The 17339-nt window shown below is 62.1% G+C and carries 19 protein-coding genes and 1 tRNA gene; 10 read left to right on the plus strand and 10 right to left on the minus strand.

All coding sequences use genetic code 11. The features are described from left to right. Positions 1 to 41 precede the first annotated feature (41 nt). The 5 genes from AC097R_RS07435 (at position 42) to AC097R_RS07455 (ending at position 4680) form a co-directional block, all read left to right on the plus strand. The gene (locus AC097R_RS07435; protein ID WP_479597224.1) at positions 42 to 2561 is read left to right on the plus strand and encodes an ABC transporter permease; all 2520 of its coding nucleotides are present in this window, start codon (positions 42 to 44) and stop codon (positions 2559 to 2561) included. Between the two features lie 241 nt (positions 2562 to 2802). Then, entirely contained in the window at positions 2803 to 3210 is a 408-nt protein-coding gene (locus AC097R_RS07440) for a hypothetical protein (protein ID WP_479597226.1), read from the plus strand. Between the two features lie 14 nt (positions 3211 to 3224). Then, positions 3225 to 3791 carry a type II toxin-antitoxin system MqsA family antitoxin gene (locus AC097R_RS07445; protein WP_479597229.1) on the plus strand — a complete coding sequence of 189 codons (567 nt, stop codon included), beginning with the start codon at positions 3225 to 3227 and terminating at the stop codon, positions 3789 to 3791. Further along, a complete protein-coding gene (locus AC097R_RS07450) occupies positions 3782 to 4204 on the plus strand; it encodes a hypothetical protein (protein WP_479597230.1) in 423 nt (140 codons plus the stop codon). Before AC097R_RS07445 ends, AC097R_RS07450 begins: the two co-directional genes overlap by 10 nt. Before the next feature lie 74 nt (positions 4205 to 4278). Beyond that, a complete protein-coding gene (locus tag AC097R_RS07455; protein ID WP_479597232.1) occupies positions 4279 to 4680 on the plus strand; it encodes a group II truncated hemoglobin in 402 nt (133 codons plus the stop codon). 6 nt (positions 4681 to 4686) lie between these two features. Here the strand turns inward: AC097R_RS07455 and AC097R_RS07460 are convergent, their stop codons facing one another. Genes AC097R_RS07460 through AC097R_RS07470 form a run of 3 tightly spaced genes read right to left on the minus strand, consistent with a single transcriptional unit; the run spans position 4687 to position 7810 of the window. Then, positions 4687 to 5331, minus strand: coding sequence for a Smr/MutS family protein (locus AC097R_RS07460; RefSeq protein WP_479597235.1), 645 nt, complete (start codon positions 5329 to 5331; stop codon positions 4687 to 4689). 9 nt (positions 5332 to 5340) lie between these two features. Beyond that, on the minus strand, positions 5341 to 6060 hold the full coding sequence (radC, locus tag AC097R_RS07465; protein WP_479597237.1) for a RadC family protein: 720 nt from the start codon (positions 6058 to 6060) through the stop codon (positions 5341 to 5343). 16 nt (positions 6061 to 6076) lie between these two features. After that, complete coding sequence (locus tag AC097R_RS07470; RefSeq protein WP_479597238.1) at positions 6077 to 7810, minus strand: ankyrin repeat domain-containing protein; 1734 nt, start codon at positions 7808 to 7810, stop codon at positions 6077 to 6079. A gap of 45 nt (positions 7811 to 7855) precedes the next feature. On the opposite strand from AC097R_RS07470, the gene AC097R_RS07475 reads away from it, so the two are divergent. The 4 genes from AC097R_RS07475 to AC097R_RS07490 all read left to right on the plus strand — a co-directional run bounded on the left by AC097R_RS07475 (position 7856) and on the right by AC097R_RS07490 (position 10801). Next, positions 7856 to 8311, plus strand: coding sequence for an FKBP-type peptidyl-prolyl cis-trans isomerase (locus AC097R_RS07475; protein WP_479597240.1), 456 nt, complete (start codon positions 7856 to 7858; stop codon positions 8309 to 8311). Positions 8312 to 8325: 14 nt separating this feature from the next. After that, positions 8326 to 9267 (plus strand): 4-hydroxy-3-methylbut-2-enyl diphosphate reductase, encoded by a 942-nt coding sequence (gene ispH / locus AC097R_RS07480; protein WP_479598107.1) that lies wholly within the window; start codon positions 8326 to 8328, stop codon positions 9265 to 9267. A gap of 93 nt (positions 9268 to 9360) precedes the next feature. Continuing rightward, positions 9361 to 10677, plus strand: a complete 1317-nt coding sequence (gene serS / locus AC097R_RS07485) for a serine--tRNA ligase (RefSeq protein ID WP_479597242.1) — start codon at positions 9361 to 9363, stop codon at positions 10675 to 10677. 36 nt (positions 10678 to 10713) lie between these two features. Then, positions 10714 to 10801: transfer RNA gene (locus AC097R_RS07490), tRNA-Ser, on the plus strand. 47 nt (positions 10802 to 10848) lie between these two features. Here AC097R_RS07490 and AC097R_RS07495 read toward each other — a convergent pair. The 7 genes from AC097R_RS07495 to AC097R_RS07525 all read right to left on the minus strand — a co-directional run bounded on the left by AC097R_RS07495 (position 10849) and on the right by AC097R_RS07525 (position 16647). Continuing rightward, positions 10849 to 11991 carry a GGDEF domain-containing protein gene (locus AC097R_RS07495; protein ID WP_479597245.1) on the minus strand — a complete coding sequence of 381 codons (1143 nt, stop codon included), beginning with the start codon at positions 11989 to 11991 and terminating at the stop codon, positions 10849 to 10851. Between the two features lie 55 nt (positions 11992 to 12046). Beyond that, positions 12047 to 13042, minus strand: a complete 996-nt coding sequence (locus AC097R_RS07500) for an aldo/keto reductase (protein WP_479597247.1) — start codon at positions 13040 to 13042, stop codon at positions 12047 to 12049. A gap of 32 nt (positions 13043 to 13074) precedes the next feature. Then, positions 13075 to 13458, minus strand: coding sequence for a MerR family transcriptional regulator (locus tag AC097R_RS07505; protein WP_479597249.1), 384 nt, complete (start codon positions 13456 to 13458; stop codon positions 13075 to 13077). A gap of 72 nt (positions 13459 to 13530) precedes the next feature. Then, positions 13531 to 13962 carry a DUF3429 domain-containing protein gene (locus AC097R_RS07510; protein WP_479597251.1) on the minus strand — a complete coding sequence of 144 codons (432 nt, stop codon included), beginning with the start codon at positions 13960 to 13962 and terminating at the stop codon, positions 13531 to 13533. 142 nt (positions 13963 to 14104) lie between these two features. Next, positions 14105 to 14419, minus strand: coding sequence for a hypothetical protein (locus AC097R_RS07515; RefSeq protein WP_479597253.1), 315 nt, complete (start codon positions 14417 to 14419; stop codon positions 14105 to 14107). A gap of 118 nt (positions 14420 to 14537) precedes the next feature. After that, on the minus strand, positions 14538 to 16313 hold the full coding sequence (locus tag AC097R_RS07520) for a hypothetical protein (RefSeq protein WP_479597255.1): 1776 nt from the start codon (positions 16311 to 16313) through the stop codon (positions 14538 to 14540). A gap of 166 nt (positions 16314 to 16479) precedes the next feature. Beyond that, positions 16480 to 16647 carry a hypothetical protein gene (locus AC097R_RS07525; protein ID WP_479597257.1) on the minus strand — a complete coding sequence of 56 codons (168 nt, stop codon included), beginning with the start codon at positions 16645 to 16647 and terminating at the stop codon, positions 16480 to 16482. Positions 16648 to 16737: 90 nt separating this feature from the next. Between AC097R_RS07525 and AC097R_RS07530 the strand changes: the two genes are divergently transcribed. Continuing rightward, positions 16738 to 17328 carry a hypothetical protein gene (locus AC097R_RS07530; RefSeq protein WP_479597259.1) on the plus strand — a complete coding sequence of 197 codons (591 nt, stop codon included), beginning with the start codon at positions 16738 to 16740 and terminating at the stop codon, positions 17326 to 17328. The last annotated feature ends 11 nt before the right edge of the window (positions 17329 to 17339 follow it).

Genomic DNA, 17339 nt, shown 5'->3' on the forward strand with positions numbered 1-17339 from the left:
CGCGCGGTTTGTGGCTTTTGCCAAGCTGCTAAGGTGTTGGAATGAACCTTTCTTTCTGGCGCCTGGGCTGGCGCACCCTGTGGCGCGATGTGCGCTCTGGCGATTTGCGCCTGGTCATCGTTGCGGTCACGCTGGCCGTGGCGGCCCTCACCGCGGTGGGCTTTTTTGCGGACCGTCTGCAGGGCGGCCTGCAGCGCGATGCGCGCCAGCTGCTGGGTGGTGACGCGGTCATCTCCAGCGACAACCCGCCGCCCGAGGCCTTTGAGGCCATGGCCCGCTCGCTCAAACTCTCCGTCGTGCACACGCTGGGCTTTCCCACTATGGCGCGCGCCAATGACGCGCAAGGCGGCGCGGCCAAGCTGGTGGCGCTCAAGGTGGTGGAGCCTGGTTACCCCCTACGCGGCGCCCTGCGCCTGAGCAACGCGCCGGACGCGCCTGACGCCCCCACCAAGGACACGCCCGCCAAAGGCCAAGCCTGGGTGGACGCGGCCCTGCTGGAGGCCATTGGCCTCAAGGTGGGTGATGCACTGCTGTTGGGCGACAGCCAGTTCACGGTGAACAAGATCATCGTGATCGAGCCCGACCGTGGGGGCGGTTTCATGAACTTTGCGCCACGCGTGATGATCACGCGGGGCGACTTGCAGGCCACGGGCCTGGTGCAGCCCGCCAGCCGGCTGAACTACCGCATGGCCGTGGCCGGTGACGAGCCCGCGGTGCGCAAGTTTGTCGCCTGGGCCGATGCGCAGGTGAAGACCGGTGGCGTACGCGGTGTGCGGGTGGAGTCGCTGCAAAGTGGCCGCCCCGAGATGAGCCAGACGCTGGACCGCGCCAACAAATTCCTGAGCCTGGTGGCACTGCTGGCGGCGTTGCTGAGTGCGGTGGCCGTGGCGCTGGCCGCGCGTGCCTTTGCCACCAACCACCTGGACGACTGCGCCATGCTGCGCGTGTTGGGCCTGTCCCAGCGCACCATTGCCAGCAGCTATGCGTTTGAGTTTGCGCTGGTGGGGCTGTTCGCCAGCGCGCTGGGCGTGTTAGTCGGGTTTGGCGTGCACTACCTGTTTGTGGCCCTGCTGGCAGGGCTGGTGGATGCGGCGCTGCCCGCGGCATCGCTGTGGCCCGTGGCGCTGGGGCTGGGCATGGGCCTGACGCTGCTCATGGCCTTTGGCCTGCCGCCTGTGTTGCAGCTGGCCCAGGTGCCTGCGCTGCGCGTGATCCGCCGCGACGTGGGCAACCTGCGCCCCGCATCCATTGGCGTGCTGGCCATTGGCGTGGCCGGCTTTGCCGCGCTGCTGTTGACGGTGAGTAGCGACCTCATGCTGGGCCTGATCGCCGTGGGTGGCTTTGCGGCCGCCGTGCTGGTGTTTGCGGGCCTGAGCTGGGTGGCGGTGAAGCTGCTGCGCAAGAGCGTGAACGAGGCCACCGCCCCACGCTGGCTGGTGCTGGCCACGCGCCAGGTATCAGCCCGCCCTGCCTACACCGTGGTGCAGGTGAGCGCGCTGTCCGTGGGCCTGCTGGCGCTGGTGCTGCTGGTGCTGCTGCGCACCGACCTCATCAGCAGCTGGCGCCGTGCCACGCCGCCCGATGCACCCAACCGCTTTGTCATCAACGTGATGCCTGAGCAGTCCGACGCATTCCAGAAAGCGCTGAACGAGCAGGGCGTCACCAAGTTCGACTGGTACCCCATGATCCGCGGCCGCCTGGTGGCGGTGAATGGCAAGGACATCTCGCCCGATGACTTCACCGAAGACCGCGCCAAGCGCCTGGTGGACCGCGAGTTCAACCTCTCCAACAGCAGCAAGAACCCGCCGCACAACCTGGTGGTGGGCGGAAAGTGGACCGAGGACGAAGAGGGCGCGGTGAGCGTGGAAGAGGGCATTGCCAAGACGCTGAAGCTCAAGCTGGGCGACAGCATGCGTTTTGACATTGGCGGCATGCAGACCGAATCGAAGATCACCTCGCTGCGCAAGGTGGACTGGGGCTCCATGCGCGCCAACTTCTTTGTGATGTACCCGGTGGCCGTGCTCAAGGATGTGCCCAGCACTTTCATGGGCGCGTTCAAGGCGCCCGAGACCAAGGGGTTTGACAACGCGCTGGTGCACCAGTTTCCCAACGTCACCAATGTGGACATGACCAGCACCATCAACCAGGTGCAGCGCGTGCTGGACCAGGTGATACGCGCGGTGGAGTTTTTGTTTGGCTTCACGCTGGCGGCCGGCCTGGTGGTGCTGTTTGCCGCGGTGACCGCCACGCGCGAGGACCGTGCGCGCGAGTTCGCCATCATGCGCGCCGTGGGCGCCGGCAGCAGTCTCTTGCGCCAGGTGCAGCGCACCGAACTGGCGGGCGTGGGCCTGCTGGCGGGCTTTCTGGCGTCCATCGTCGCGGCCATCGTAGGTTGGGCCCTGGCGCGCTATGTGTTCGAGTTTGACTGGACCGTGTCGCTCTGGGTGCCGCTGCTGGGCGCGCTGGCCGGTGCGGTGCTGGCGTTGGCCGCTGGCTGGTGGGGCCTGCGCGATGTGCTACGCCGGCCCGTGGTGGAGACGCTGCGCCGCGCGGCGACCTGAAGTCCTGGACAGGTACTATACTTTTGATAGCTGCTCGCGCATATTCTGCGGGGGCTAGAGGCCAATTTGCCTTGAAAATGGTCGACGCCAATTGATGTAGCCGAAACAGCTTCAATCGAAGTAAAAATGGCTACACAGATGCGATCTTGTAGCTTCCTGCGTTGTGATGTGGGGCAAAAGCGTCGAAAGCAATGGATGAACATACAGCAATACCCGTACTTTTAATCGTAAAATTACCATAATGGTAACTTTTGTCATCGTTTCCGAGTACAGTTTGACTTCGCCCACGTATGGAGGGGGCGAGAAGATTGCGGGCGGGCCAATATATGACCTGAACCGCGTCAAGTCGATCATTCACGATGGCAAGGGCTTAACGCTGTGGACCAAAGATTGTGTAAGCAACGTCAGAGAGCTTGGATGGGAGAACTCCGATGTCATTGATTTGGTTTTGCAATTGCGCGATGGTGACTACATTGATTCTGAGTGGTGCGAAAACGGTAGGGGCGCCTATGCCGCCTGCGATGCTTATTCGCTAAGAGTCAAAGAGTGGGTCGAAACGGCCAATAAAGAGATGTTGATCGGGTATTTCGTGAAGTTTGCAATTAACAAACTTGGCACGATGGTGTTGACGATTTCTTGTCACACTTGAAATTAGGAAAAAACATGGATAAGCAAGAGCTCTGCCCAATTTGTGGTGAGGGTCACGTGACAGACCACGTGGACCAAGTCGAGAGCGAATACAAAGGGCAAAGAAAATCGTTGCCCTTGCACTATCGGCTGTGCGACGTCTGCCATTCGGATTTTGCTGGTGCGAAAGAAAGCAAACTGAATAAGCGGGGCGTGATGGCTTTTCGCAAGTCTGTAGATGGCTTGCTGACGGGCACCGAAATTTGCGCACTGCGTGATAAATACAAGCTGACACAAAGTCAGGCGGCAAAGCTGTTTGGTGGCGGGCCCGTGGCGTTTAGCAAGTACGAGAACGATGATGTTGCGCAATCCGAGTCCATGGACAAGCTGCTCCGTTTGGTTCGTCGCAGTGAGAGCGCGTTTTGGGAGCTGGTTGAAGAGTGCGGAATGGCAAGTGAGTTCTCGAAAGAGAAAGTCATTGCAACCGCTAGCATTAGTTCGAATGTTGTTTTGATGGAAAACTATCGAGCAGATCAGCAACGCAGCCCATCGACCGTGACTTTCCGGCCCTACGGGCAAGAAGGGGACAAGCAGTGGAAGTAATCGAGCAACGGCCTAAATTGGTGTCGTTTCGCGCACTCGCTTTTCATGGTGAAAACAGAGCGCCAGCGACGGGCAAAGGCGGGTGGAATTTTCAGCTGACACAGAACATTGAGGTGGGCCTAGCCGTACCTACCCTTCCAGGTGGAATTTTGCAGGCTGTAGTGAAGATTGATCTGAGCACTGTCGCAAATAGCGAAACCGATGCAGCGCATCAAGCATCGTTTCAGGCTGAGTACGAAGCTAAGTTTGACTACCCCGCAGGCGTAACGGACGAAGTTGTTGTGCCCAAGTTTGAGCATGAGCAGTACCAATACGTGTTGGTGGCGCAGGCTTTTCCATTGGCCATGACGCATTTCAGGCGTGAGTTGCAGTCAATGGGGTTTGATGCACGCGTTCTGCCGTTAGGTCTTTGATTAATTCACTCCTCTTTTGATAGCTTCTTGCGCAGGTTCTGCGGGGGCTAGAGGCCCATTTCTTATAAATCTTCATGACTGACGAAGCCCCCAACGGTATCGCCCCCTTTGAATGGATAGGCGGTGAGCCCGTGGTCCGCGCCCTAGTGGACCGCTTTTACGATTTGATGGACCTGGAGCCCGGCTACACCGCGCTGCGCGCTGCGCATGGCAGCAGCCTGGACAAGGCGCGGGACCATCTGTTCTGGTTTTTGTGCGGCTGGCTGGGCGGACCGGATTATTTTGTGGAGCGCTTTGGCCACCCCCGGCTGCGCGCGCGGCACATGCCTTTCAAGATCGGCATTCTGGAGCGTGACCAGTGGCTGGCCTGCATGGACCAGGCCATGGGAGATACGGGCGTACCCCCCGAACTGCGCGAGCGGCTCAAGACCTCGTTTTTTCAAACCGCAGACTGGATGCGCAACGTAGGCGCCTGAGCGCACTCAGGCGCGGTTCAGCGGCTGCAGCAGCACCACCAGCGCACCCGCACCACCCTGCGCGGGTTGGGCCTGCACAAAAGCCACCACCTCGCTTTTTTGCACCAGCCACTTGTGCACCTTGTCCTTGAGCACCGGCGACTTGCCCGGCGAGCCCAGGCCCTTGCCGTGCACCACACGCACGCAGCGTATGCCCAGCTTGTGCGATTCGCGGATAAACGCGCCTAGCGCCTCGCGCGCCTCGTCGCTGCGGTAGCCGTGCAGGTCAATCTGCTTCTGGATGCTCCACTTGCCCTTGCGCAGCTTCTGCGTCACGTCGGTGCCCACGCCGGGGCGGCGAAAGCTCAGGTTGTCGTCGGTGTCCAGCAGCGTGGTCACGTCCACTTCGTCGCTGATGGCCTCTTGCAGCGCGGCGGCTTCGTCCAGCTGCTGCTGTTTGGGGATGGGTTTGGGCGGCGCCGGCGCCAGCGCGGCACGCTGCGGTGGGGCCATGGGCTGCACCTTGCCAATGGCGGCCTGGAACAGATTGCTGGCTGCTGCTTTGCGCTTGGCATCCAGCGCTTTTTGCGCAGCCAAGGCAGCCTCGCGCGCAGCCTGGGCCTCGATTTCCTTTTTAACCAGCTTGAGGTCGGAGAGGGCGTTGATCTTCATGGCAGCCCCTTAGAGTAAACCGGCCTCGGCCATGGACAGTGCCTGGCCCGGCCCAACAATGATGTGGTCCAGCACGCGCACATCCACCAGCGCCAGCGCGGCCTTCAGCGTCTGGGTGAGCGCCTCGTCCGCGCGGCTGGGCTGCACAGTGCCGCTGGGGTGGTTGTGGGCCAATACCACGGCGGCCGCGCTGTGGTGCAGCGCGCGAATGACCACCTCGCGCGGGTAGACCGAGGTTTGCGTCAGCGTGCCGCGGAACAGCTCGTCCATGGCCAGCAGCTTGTTTTGCGTGTCTAAAAACAATACGGCGAAGACTTCATGGCCCTTGGCCGCCAAATGCAACTGCAGGTAGTGCTTGACGGCCTGTGGGTCGGCAAACACCTCGCGCTCCTGCAGGCGCTGCGCCATGGCACGGCGGGCCAGCTCCAGCACGGCCACAATTTCTGCGCGCTTGGCGGGGCCCAAGCCCTTGACGCGCTTGAGGTCGTCCGCCGTGGCATTCAACAGTCCGGCTATGCCTCCAAACCCGCCCTGGCCCCCGTCCGCATTGCGCGGGGTGCTATGGTTTTTGAGTTGCAGCAGCTCGTCGGCCATCTGCAGCACGCCCTTGCCCGCGATGCCGGTGCGCAGCAAGATCGCCAGCAACTCGGCATCGCTGAGCGCGCCGGGACCACGCGCCAGCAGCTTTTCGCGGGGCTGGGCCTCCAGGGGCAGGTCTTTGAGCGGCATGGCTTTCTCAGTTCTTTTACTTCTGCAGCTTTACGCTGACAAAACGCGGCCCCACCGGGCGCAGGCCGTCGATGCCGCCCAGGTTCAGCCCGGCGCTGAGCACCAGGTACAGCGTCTTGCCCTGGAACTGCTCCAGTGGCAGCGCGGTGCCCTTGTCCACCGACACATCGAACACGCGGCGTGACTCGCGCACATATTCGTGGCTGGCGGTGCGCAGCTCATGAAAATCCTTGCGCGTGGCGCTGTCGGTTTGCAGGGTGAACAGCACGCCGGGGCACAGGTCGTCGGCCTTGGCCGTAGCGGGGCAGGGCTGGCCGACCAGCAGGTCGTACGAATCTTCGGACGTCGGCTCGGCCAGCGCCCCTGATGAAAACGGGTGGAACAGCGGGTTGCGCCGGTCGCCTCTGCGCACCTCGTCCAACCAGGCCTTCTCAAACGAGGCCCCCACGTTGACGGCGGTGGACTCGCCAGGTTTGAGCTCCAGCACCAGCTTGAAGGGCGCGGCCTTGATCGTCAGGGCCGCCCCGTCTTTCAGCGGGAAGCGCTGTTTGCCCTGTTCCAGAAAGGCGTTGTAGCGGTATTCGGGCGACGCCTGGGCTGCGCTCACCATGGTTTGTTCGGCCCAGGTGATGAAGTCTTTGTCCTCGGTGGCTTGGGCGCCAGCGTACAGGTGGGCCGAAACGCCGAGCGTGGCATTGCCGCGGTCGGCAAAGGGCAGCACGCTGGCGCCGCGGGCGATGAGCCAGTTCACCATGTCTTTGCGGTGGTTCACCGCGGCCTGGTAGATCGGGGTGTGGGGCACCTGGGGCACGCCGTCGGGCGATGCACCGGCCTTCACCAGCGCTTCGGCACTGCCCAGCCGGCCCTGGCCCACGGCGGCGGCCAGGGCCGTGTCGTTGGCGGCCATGTGGCGGCTGTCCACCGTGTCGGGCTTGGCGCCACGGTCCAGCAGCCACTGGGTCCATTCCTGCGCTTTTTTCTCATCCGGCATGCCCTGTGCCAGGTGCAGCGCGCAGCCCAGCAGGCTGCACTGGTTGATGTCGGCACCGTGGTCCAGCAGGGCGGCCACCAGCTCACGGCGTTCGGTGAGGATGGCGCGCGTCAGCGGGGTGAAGAAGTTGCCGTATTCCACATTGGGGGACACATCGGGGGCGATGGCGGCCACGGCCTGGGGCGTGAGCGCGCGCCAGTAAGCGGCGCGGGCACGTTCGATGGGATCGGAGAGTAGCGCGTCGGGCGCAGGCAGCAGGCCCTTGGCGACCCAGTCGCGGGCGTCTTTTTCAAAGTCGGCACCCGTGCGCAGCGGCGCGGCGCGGCTCACACGCACCAACTCCACCACCAGCCAGCCGGGCGTGCCGCGGTTGGTGAAGGGGATGAGCTGGCTTTTCTCGCCCGGCACATACAGGTTGACCAGGGCTAGGCGAATCACCTTGGGCACGGCGATCAGGTTGGCCGCGGTAATGCTGGTGCTGCGCACCCCGCTGACGCGAGCCATGCGCGCGCGGCTGATGTCGGTGTAGAACAACCACTTGAACTCGTAACTATTGAGCCCCGCCGTGTGCTGGGCTGCATCCCACAGGGCCTGCCACTGGGCTTCGCTCCACGCCGGGGCGGGTACCGCAGCAGTAGGAGGGGGAGGAGGCAGGGTGGCTGGGGGATTCGCCGCGGCGCCGGTTTGGGCGTGGGCCAGGCCCGCAAACAGGGCCGATACGAGCGCCAGCGTCCCCACCAGGGGGCGGACAAAGGTCATGGTGGTCAAGCTTTCTACAATAGAGGGCAGTTTATCGGGACTTTTATGACCACCACGACCCCCCGCGTCCAAGCGGGCTCTTTCCTCACCTTGCACTACCGCCTGGGCGGCCCGGCTGGGGACATCATCAACACCTTCACCGGCAAGCCCGCCACGCTGAGCCTGGGCACAGGGGAACTGTCCCCCGCGGTGGAAGCCTGCCTGATGGACATGGAAGAGGGCGCACGGGCCACATTTGAGCTGCCCGCAGGTGCCGCCTTTGGTGAACGCAACCCCGACATGCAGCAATGGCTGGCGCGCAAGGTGCTGCGTGACATGGGCGACCCGCACGAGACCTACCACGTGGGCGATGTAGTGCAGTTCCCCACGCCGGACGGTCAGGGCCAGTTTGCGGGGGTGGTGCTGCAGCTGCGGGACAACGAATCCGTGCTGTTCGACTTCAACCACCCGCTGGCAGGCCAGCCGGTGACGTTTGAAGTGCAGCTGATCGGCGTGCTATGAGCAGCGCCGTGAACATCACCTTGCCGCAAGAGATCTTGTTGGCGGAGCCGCGCGGCTTTTGCGCCGGAGTGGACCGTGCGATCGAGATTGTGGAAAAGGCGCTGACCAAGTTTGGCCGGCCCATTTATGTGCGCCACGAGATCGTGCACAACACCTATGTGGTGAACGACCTGAAATCCCGTGGCGCCATCTTCATCGAAGAGCTGGACGATGTGCCCCCGGGTGCCACGCTGGTGTTCTCGGCCCACGGCGTGAGCCAGGCCATCCAGAGAGAAGCGGAACGCCGCGGCTTTCAGATTTTTGACGCCACCTGCCCGCTGGTGACCAAGGTGCACGTGGAGGTGGCCAAGCTGCACAAAGAGGGCTACGAATTCATCATGATTGGCCACAAGGGCCACCCCGAGGTGGAAGGCACCATGGGCCAGCTCGACAGCGGCATCCACCTGGTGGAGGACGTGGCCGACGTGGCCAAGGTACAGCCCGGCCAGACCGCCAAGCTGGCGGTGGTGACGCAGACCACGCTGAGCGTGGACGATGCCTCCGAGATTTCGGCCGCCGTGAAAGCGCGCTTTCCGAATGTGCGCGAGCCCAAGCAGCAAGACATTTGCTACGCCACGCAAAACCGCCAGGACGCGGTCAAGGTCATGAGCCCGCAGGTGGACATCGTGATCGTGGTGGGCAGCCCCACCAGTTCCAACAGCAACCGCCTGCGCGAAGTGGCCAAGAAGCTGGGCACCGAAAGCTACATGGTGGACAACGCCGAAGAGCTGCAGGCCGAATGGTTTGAAGGCCGATCCCGCGTGGGCCTGACCGCCGGCGCCAGCGCCCCCGAGATTCTGGTGAAGGCCGTCATCGACCGCATCAAGGCGCTGGGCGCCGTGTCGGTGCGCAAGATGGACGGCATCGAGGAAACCGTGAAGTTTCCGCTGCCCAAGGGGCTGCGGTTGGAAGAATGAAACGGCAGGTGGCGCGCTATGGTTTTAGTAGCTGCTTGCGCAATAAAATAGAGGGCTAGCGCCCGATTTGACTTAGAGAAACACGAGAACGCCATGTTAGACATCACCCTGCTGCGCAAAGACCTGGACTCGGTCGTTGCCCGCCTGCAAACCCGCAAGAACCCGCAAGCCTTCCTGAACGTGGACGCCTTTAAGGCGCTGGAAGCCGAGCGCAAGACCATCCAGATGCGCACCGAAGAACTGCAGGCCAAGCGCAACACGGTCAGCAAGCAAATAGGCATGCTCAAGGGCAAGGGCCAGCACGCCGAGGCTGATGCCGCCATGGCCGAGGTGGCCGGCCTGAAGGCCGAGCTGGAAGCCTCCGCCACGCGCCTGGATGCCATCCAGGCCGAGATGGAGAAAATGCTGCTGGCCGTGCCCAACCTGCCGCACGAGAGCGTGCCTGTGGGCGAGGACGAGCATGGCAACGTGGTGGTGCGCACTTGGGGCACGCCCAAGACCTACGACTTCGAGATCAAAGACCACGTGGACCTGGGCGCTCCCCTGGGCCTGGACTTTGAGATGGGTGTCAAGCTCACGGGCTCGCGCTTCACCGTGATGAAGGGCCCCATCGCCCGCCTGCACCGCGCGCTCGCCCAGCTCATGCTGGATGTGCAGACCGAAGAGCACGGCTACACCGAGTGCTATACGCCCTACATCGTCAACGGCGACAGCCTGCGCGGCACGGGCCAGTTGCCCAAGTTCGAGGAAGACCTGTTCGCTGCCAAAAAGGGCGGCCAGGACGGTGAAGCCCAGCCCGACCACACCGCGCTGTACCTCATCCCCACCAGCGAAGTACCGCTGACCAACTTTGTGCGTGACGTGGTGTCCGCCGAGAGCGATTTACCGATCAAGCTCACCGCGCACACCCCATGCTTCCGCTCTGAAGCCGGCAGCGCCGGGCGCGATACGCGCGGCCTGATCCGCCAGCACCAGTTCGACAAGGTGGAAATGGTGCAGATCGTGCACCCCGAAAAGAGCTACGAAGCGCTGGAGGCCATGACCGGCCACGCCGAAGCCATCCTGCAGAAGCTGGGCCTGCCCTACCGTGTGATGAGCCTGTGCACGGGCGACATGGGCTTTGGCGCCACCAAGACCTATGACCTGGAGGTGTGGCTGCCCGCGCAGAACACTTTCCGTGAAATCAGCTCGGTGTCCAACTGCGAGGCCTTCCAGGCACGCCGCCTGCAGGCCCGCTTCAAGAACGCCCAGGGCAAGAACGAACTGGTCCACACCCTGAACGGCTCCGGCCTGGCCGTGGGCCGTGCACTGGTGGCTGTGCTGGAGAACTACCAGAACGCCGACGGCAGCATTACCGTGCCGGAAGTGCTGCGCACTTACCTGGGCGGCAAAGAGGTGCTGAGGGCCTGATAGAATCACGCCTTCGTTTTGACCGACGCGAATTCAGGAGAAGTGGCAGAGTGGTCGAATGTACCTGACTCGAAATCAGGCGTGTCGTAAGGCACCGAGGGTTCGAATCCCTCCTTCTCCTCCAGAATGGAAAACCCCGCACTGTTTTGCAGTGCGGGGTTTTTTTCTGGGTCAGCCAATAACCACTTGATTGCGGCCTTTGGATTTGGCTCTGTACAGGGCCGTATCTGCACGGGCCATCAGGGAGTCCACGGTATCGCCGCTGTCCGTGTTGGTGGTGACGCCGATGCTGACCGTGCACGCGATTTTGGTGGACTCTGGTGGATTGGCGCAGGCGGCACGAATTCGCTCTGCCACGACCAATGCGTCACTCAACGGCGTCTCTGGCAGCAGCACGACAAACTCTTCTCCCCCAAAACGGCCCAGTAAGTCTTTACTGCGCAAAAGCGTGCGGACAGTTTGGACAAAGTCCACGAGCACCGCGTCTCCGGCTTGGTGCCCGTGCGTGTCGTTGACGCGTTTGAAATGGTCCAAGTCCATCAACAACAAGGCCAGTGGCTTGTCGTTGCGAATGCTGCGCGCCAATTCGTGGGAACAAGCCTCGTCGATGTAGCGGCGAGTCAGTGCGTTGGTCAGGGAGTCACGGGTGGCCAGGTACTCCAATTCCACGCGGAGGCTGTCTCCGGCCATCAGCACAGTGCTGATGGACAACAGCAAGATGGAGAAGGAGAAACTGACAATAAAAATGACGTGTTGGGGGGTGGGATCCAAAACGTCGTTGCCCATGGGGAACACAAAGGTGGTGATCAGGCGGGCCACTTGAATCAATGTGATGAAGGCCAGTGTGCCAATGGCCAGGATCCGGGCAAACGTAAGCGTGCCTTGCCGGTAGATGAGCCAAGCATGCAGGCCAAACAAAGTGCCGAAGACCACGGTAACCATGCGCAGACGCATAGGGTAGTTGGGGCTCCCCCAGGTAAACCACATGGTGACAAGAACCACACCACCGATGAATGCCAGCCACGGAAGCGGGCGGGGGCGTACGCCAAAAAAACTTTGAGACCCGGAGTAGAGGCGGTAAACACCCCAGCACAGCAAGAAGTTGGGTACCGCAGTGGTGAAGAGCTCGGGCAATTTGCCACGGGAAGCCGCAAACGCGCCGCCCACAACGATGAAGAGCAGCGCCTTGGACCATTGACCCAAGCCCCGAATGGATGGCGGGTAGCTCCGCTTGAGTGCATACAACACCAAGGCCATCAGGCCGCTCATGGTGCTGATGAGCACAATGGTTGTGCGTGGGTCAATGGAGTCCATGGGTATGCGAACCATTGTAGATCTCAGGTGGCGTTCCCCTATGTCCTCTTTTGGCTCACACGTTCACCGACGCGATAAACGACTCCGGGTAGCGCTGCCCGGCGGCGGCATCGGGGGTGAAGACCGCGTTCAACTCCGCCAGTTCCGCCGCGCTGAGCACCAAGTCCAGGGCCGCGATGTTCACGTCCAGGTAGGTCCGGCGTTTGGTACCCGGGATGGGGATGATGTCATCGCCCTGGGCCAGCACCCAGGCCAGGGCCAGCTGGGCGGCCGACGTGCTTTTGGCTTGCGCCATCTGTTTGATTTTTTCGACCAGTTCCAGGTTGCGGTTGAAGTTCTCGCCTTGGAAGCGCGGAGAAAAACGGCTGCGGTAGTCGTCTGCAGGAATGTCTTCCGGCTTGGCAAACGCGCCCGTCAAAAAGCCCCGCCCCAGTGGCGAATAGGCCACCAGACTCACGCCATTGCGGCGGCAGGCGGCCAGCGTGCCGGTCACCTCCGGGTCGCGTGTCCACAGCGAGTATTCGCTTTGCAGTGCCGCAATGGGGTGCACCTGGCACGCGCGGTCGATGGTGGCGGCCGATGCCTCAGAGAGGCCCAGGTAGCGAACCTTGCCGGCCTGAACCAAATCCGCCATGGCCCCTACGGTTTCTTCAATCGGCACCGTTTTGTCTACACGGTGTTGGTAGTACAGATCGATTTGCTCCACGCCCAGGCGCTTCAGGCTGGCATCGCAGCTGGCCTTCACGTAGTCGGGCCGGCCGCTCACACCGCGCAGCGCCTCATTGGCCGGGTCGCGCAGGATGCCAAATTTGGTGGCGATGAACACGTCCGCACGTCGGCCGGCAATGGCTTTGCCAATCAGCAGTTCGTTGGTGTGCGGGCCATACACGTCCGCGGTGTCCAGAAAGTTCAGGCCTTGGTCCAGGGCGTGGTGCAGGGTGGCGATGGATTCGGCGTCGTCGCGGTTGCTGTAGAACTCGCTCATGCCCATGCAGCCCAGGCCGATGGCAGAGAGGGTGGGGCCGTTGTGGCCGAGTACGCGTGTTTTCATAGGGTCCTCCTGTGTGTTTGGGAAATGGGGTTTCAGGCCCGTTGGGCAGAGGCCTGCATCGCTTGGTAGCCGCGAATCTTTTTTCGGATGAACTGGAGCGTTTCGCCCAGCACGCGCTGGTCTTCTTCCAGGCGCAGTGCGTGTTGTTCCAGCATGGCTTGGCGCTCGGCCACGTTGTCAGGCGCCTGGCCTTCGCGCAGCAGCTGGGCATAGCGCTGCATGTCGCGCATGGGCATGCCGGTGGAGCGCAGGCGCACCAGAAACTCCAGCCAGCGCATATCGTCGTCGTTGTAGCGCCGCGCGCCGCTGCTACGGGCCACAGGCGCAATCAACCCAATCTGTTCGTAGTAGCGCAGCGTATGCGCGGATAGGCCGGTGGCCTTGGAGGCTGCGGCAATGCTCAGAAATGTGTTCATGCCGCCACTGTAAAACTTCGAGTGCACTCGAAGTCAAGTGCTGGTTCGCAGTTTGCAGTTCGGCGCGGAGAATCAGCGCCCCCAGTAGGTCCCTAATCCCATGCACAGGCAGGCCACCACCGTGATTTGGAATCGCAGTGGCAAATACCAGGGGGGTAAGAATCCGTCGTTGTGCAGCCGCGTGTCCTGCCAGTAATGGGTGGCGAACCCAGCGATCAGCACATAGCCAGTGGCAACCCCGTCAAACATCAGCGCCACCCACGCCACTAGGGCTGGGACCACGCTCCAGATCAACACCGCGTCACGTTGTTTGTCGGGAATGCCGGGAATCGCCAGCGCGAAGCCCCAGTGCAAAGCACCCACAAAGGTGAGGATGACCGAGCCATAGGAGAACAGGCCCTGGCTCCAGAAAATCACATTGTTTTTGTCGATCGCCGTGGCGATGGTCAAAAACACAAAGGGCAACAAACCACCGTAGCCCAGCCAGGCAATGGTTCGAATCACGGGAGGTGGAATGGGGGATGCCAATGGGTGTACCTGGGTGGAGCGCTTCTGAGGGGAATGTAGCAGTTGCGATCCCTCATAAAAAAGGCCATCCCGTGGATGGCCTTTGGACTCAGCGCTGCGTGAGCGCCGGAATACTTGATTACTGCTTGGCAGGTGCGGGTGCCGCGGCCTTGGCGGCCTGGGCTTCGGCACGCTTGGCCTTCTTGGCTGCGCGTTCTGCCTTTTTCGCTTCACGCTTGGCTTTGGCTTCTTCCAGCTTGGCGCTCTTGGTTTCTGCAGTTACCTTGGGAGCGGCTACTGGTGTTTCTTTCGTCGCTTCTGGTGTCTTGGTGGCCGCGGGGGCAGCAGCCGTGGCGGTTGCTGCGGGTGCTGCTGGTTTTGCAGCGGGCGCTTGGGCGGATGCACCCAATGCAGAGATGACCAAGGCAGTAGCGATGAGAGATTGTTTCAACATAGACACTTTTCGATGCATGGCGAAGTTGCCATGTGTCCTTAACCCCGCCCGCGTCGCTGCGGTTTACCCAGCCCAGGTAAACCTTTGTAAAGCGCCCATGCCCATGCATGCATGCTGGCTAGGGCTTGGCCTGCGCAAAGCGGACCTTGATGTACCCCGTCTTCGCCGGGCCCACCAGGGAGATGCCAATGCGCGTGAAGCTCAGGCCTTCTTCGTTGGAGGCCTCGGCCTTCACGGTCCACGGGCTGGACGCTTCAATGCGGGCAATCACATGCTCGTTCTTCTGCCACAGGTCCAGCGATCCATCCGCGTTGGGTTTCCAATTCCCCAGGGTTGTGAGCGCGACCTCGAAAGTAGAGGGGGTGCTAAGGTCGAAACGGTCGGTGACCGTGACGGAGCCGGACGCGGTGCGGTCATGAACCAAGGTTCGTGTCAGCAGGCGCAGGGTGGGCACGGCGTAGGCGTCGGCCATGTTGATCACGATCTCGTCTGCCTCGTCAGAAAACCGCGTGGAGATCACCTTGGGCCTGATCTTGTCCGCTTCACGTTGCAGGGTGCCGGCCACCACGGGAACCGGGTGGCCCCAGGAGTTGATGCCAGGTATTGTGTACCGGTCTTTGCTGAACGTCTTGGCCGAATACTGTGTGCTGCCCACGTCGCCCGTCGGTTGTTCCGCGCCCAGCGCTATGGTGTAGGCGCCGACGTCGTTGTGGCTGTGGTTGCCATTCCCTCCCGCTTTGATGGAGACCGCCAGCGTGCCACCTGATGCGGGGCGCGACACCAACACCCCCACTGAATCAAAGTAGCTGTACATGCCGATGCCTGTTGTGGCAGTTCCGGCAAGTCCGTTGGCCAGGTGAGGGTTGCCAAACAGCAGCAGTGCGGCTTTGGCAAGCGGGGCGTCATTGCCCGCCTGCCCACTTGCGACACCTGCGGTGGAGAGGTGTTGAACCTGGCCCAATTGCAGGGCGTCGTTGGCGTAGGCGCGGGTGAAATCATCCATGCGGGTTTTGGGGGACGCGTCGCCGAACGCAGCGATGTTGTTGGGCAGCATTTCGATCTGGTACCCGTACATTGCCATGCTGCGAACCTTGGTGTCGGCAAACAGATCCAGCTTTGCGTCAGTGGCCTGCACCAGCATGTCGCGCAAGACTGCGAAATGGGAGAAGCCGTAGTTCCAATAGCCTGGCCCTTCGCTGGTGTAACCGTCGGGGCTGAAGCCCGACACGTAGTGCCGTATGTAGTATTCGCCCGCCGCCGCAAACAGGGCCCGGTCTTTCGTGTCCGCCAACACCGTGAGCGCGGCGGCAACCGTTCCTTTCAGACACACCGCGTTCCAGTTGTGGTCGGCATGAAGCCAATAGTTGTCTTTGCCACCGCCTGCGAAGCTCTTGCGTAGTGGCGTGAAGACACGCTCTTCCAGTGCTGACATGGTGCGTTGGCGCAACCTTGGGGTCAGCCAATCACCCAGCATGTAGAGCGCTTGCGCCAGATCATGGGCGGTATCGGCCGCCAGCAAATCGACCTCGTAGTTGTGATCGCGCTGGTTGCGCAGCGTCCTGTCGTGGGCGGGCCAGGTCCAGGTTGGCTGGTCGACCAGCTCGGAGATGGTGCGTTCAATCGCTGGCAGGAAGCGGCCCTGGCCTTCGACGCACTCCGCCAGTGTCAGCGGGTACAGCCAAGCCTTGCGGGCGTTCATCATCTTTTCGCCATTGGGCCGTGTGCCTGTGCGGCTGTACTCCAGGTAGAGCGTGTTGTCCCATGCAGGAAAGTCTTGGGTCAGCAGTTTCTCGGCAGTCCGTCTGACATCGTTGGTTCGATCCGCGATGGTGGGCGACGTCCACGCGGTGCGGTTCGCACACACGGGCCCCAAACCTCGGGGTTGGTCCGACATGTGGGTTGCCAGCTCGGACACCCTGCCTGCGGACATCTCAGCCAGGCCTGCATGGGCCCAAGCACTGGCCATGCAAAGGGCTAGCAGAACGCAGGCGCTTGGGCCTCTCCGGAGGTGGCGCAGAACAACATTGGGCATGCGGACGTGAGGGCTGTCAGCCCCAAAGCTAGTGATTGAGCCGGTCCAGCCAGGAGAGGTCACAACAGTTTGCGAACACGTCGCTCATGAAGTACACCAGCACGCCACAGAACAGTACGGACAGCGCGCATGCCACCAGGAGCCGGCCAAAGCGCGGCGTGATCTCTTTGGGGACTTCTTGGCGTTGGTCATTCATTGGGGTATTACCAGTAGAGTTTTGAAATCATGGCGGTTGATCTCCCATCCCACTATAGTGGGTGTTTAGTTCAGTCTTGATGGTGCCCGCATGGAACGCTTCTTTCCCCGGTTCATTGGCTTTGTGCTGGCCGCTGTGGTGTGCGGCGTCAGCTTCGCCCAACTTCCCAAGCGCGACCTGACCGTAGAGCTGCGCCAGATGGAAGAGGGGCTGGACGAAGGCACGAGCTATCGCGCCGGGCCCGGGGCCAGCGCCCCAGTGTTGCCGCAAAAGATCCAGGTGCGCAATGGCGAGAAGGGAACGCTGCGCACCAACCAGCTGGTGCCCATGCAGTGGGTGTCGTCGGTACAGGCGGCCTCCAAAAACGCCGGCGCCGGGGTGACGCAGTCTCTGCATTGGCTGGACGTGGGCCAGACCCTGACCGTGACACCGCGCTGGCCGGGCGGCAAGAAGGATGCGACGGTAGAACTGGAAATGGTGCAAACCGATGCGGTCATTGAGAACAATGCCGACATGCCGCGCCAGTCACGCAAGCAAATCAGCACCACGGTAACGGCCCCGTTGGGCCAATGGGTCACGATTGCCGCCAGTGGCAACGCCGCGCCCAAGCAGGGCAGCTACAGCAGCGAAGGCAGCACCGACGTGCGCCGCCTGCTGCAGATTCGCGTGTTGGCGCCCTAAGACCCCCGAGC

This window comes from Rhodoferax sp. ZS1R25, assembly GCF_056521335.1.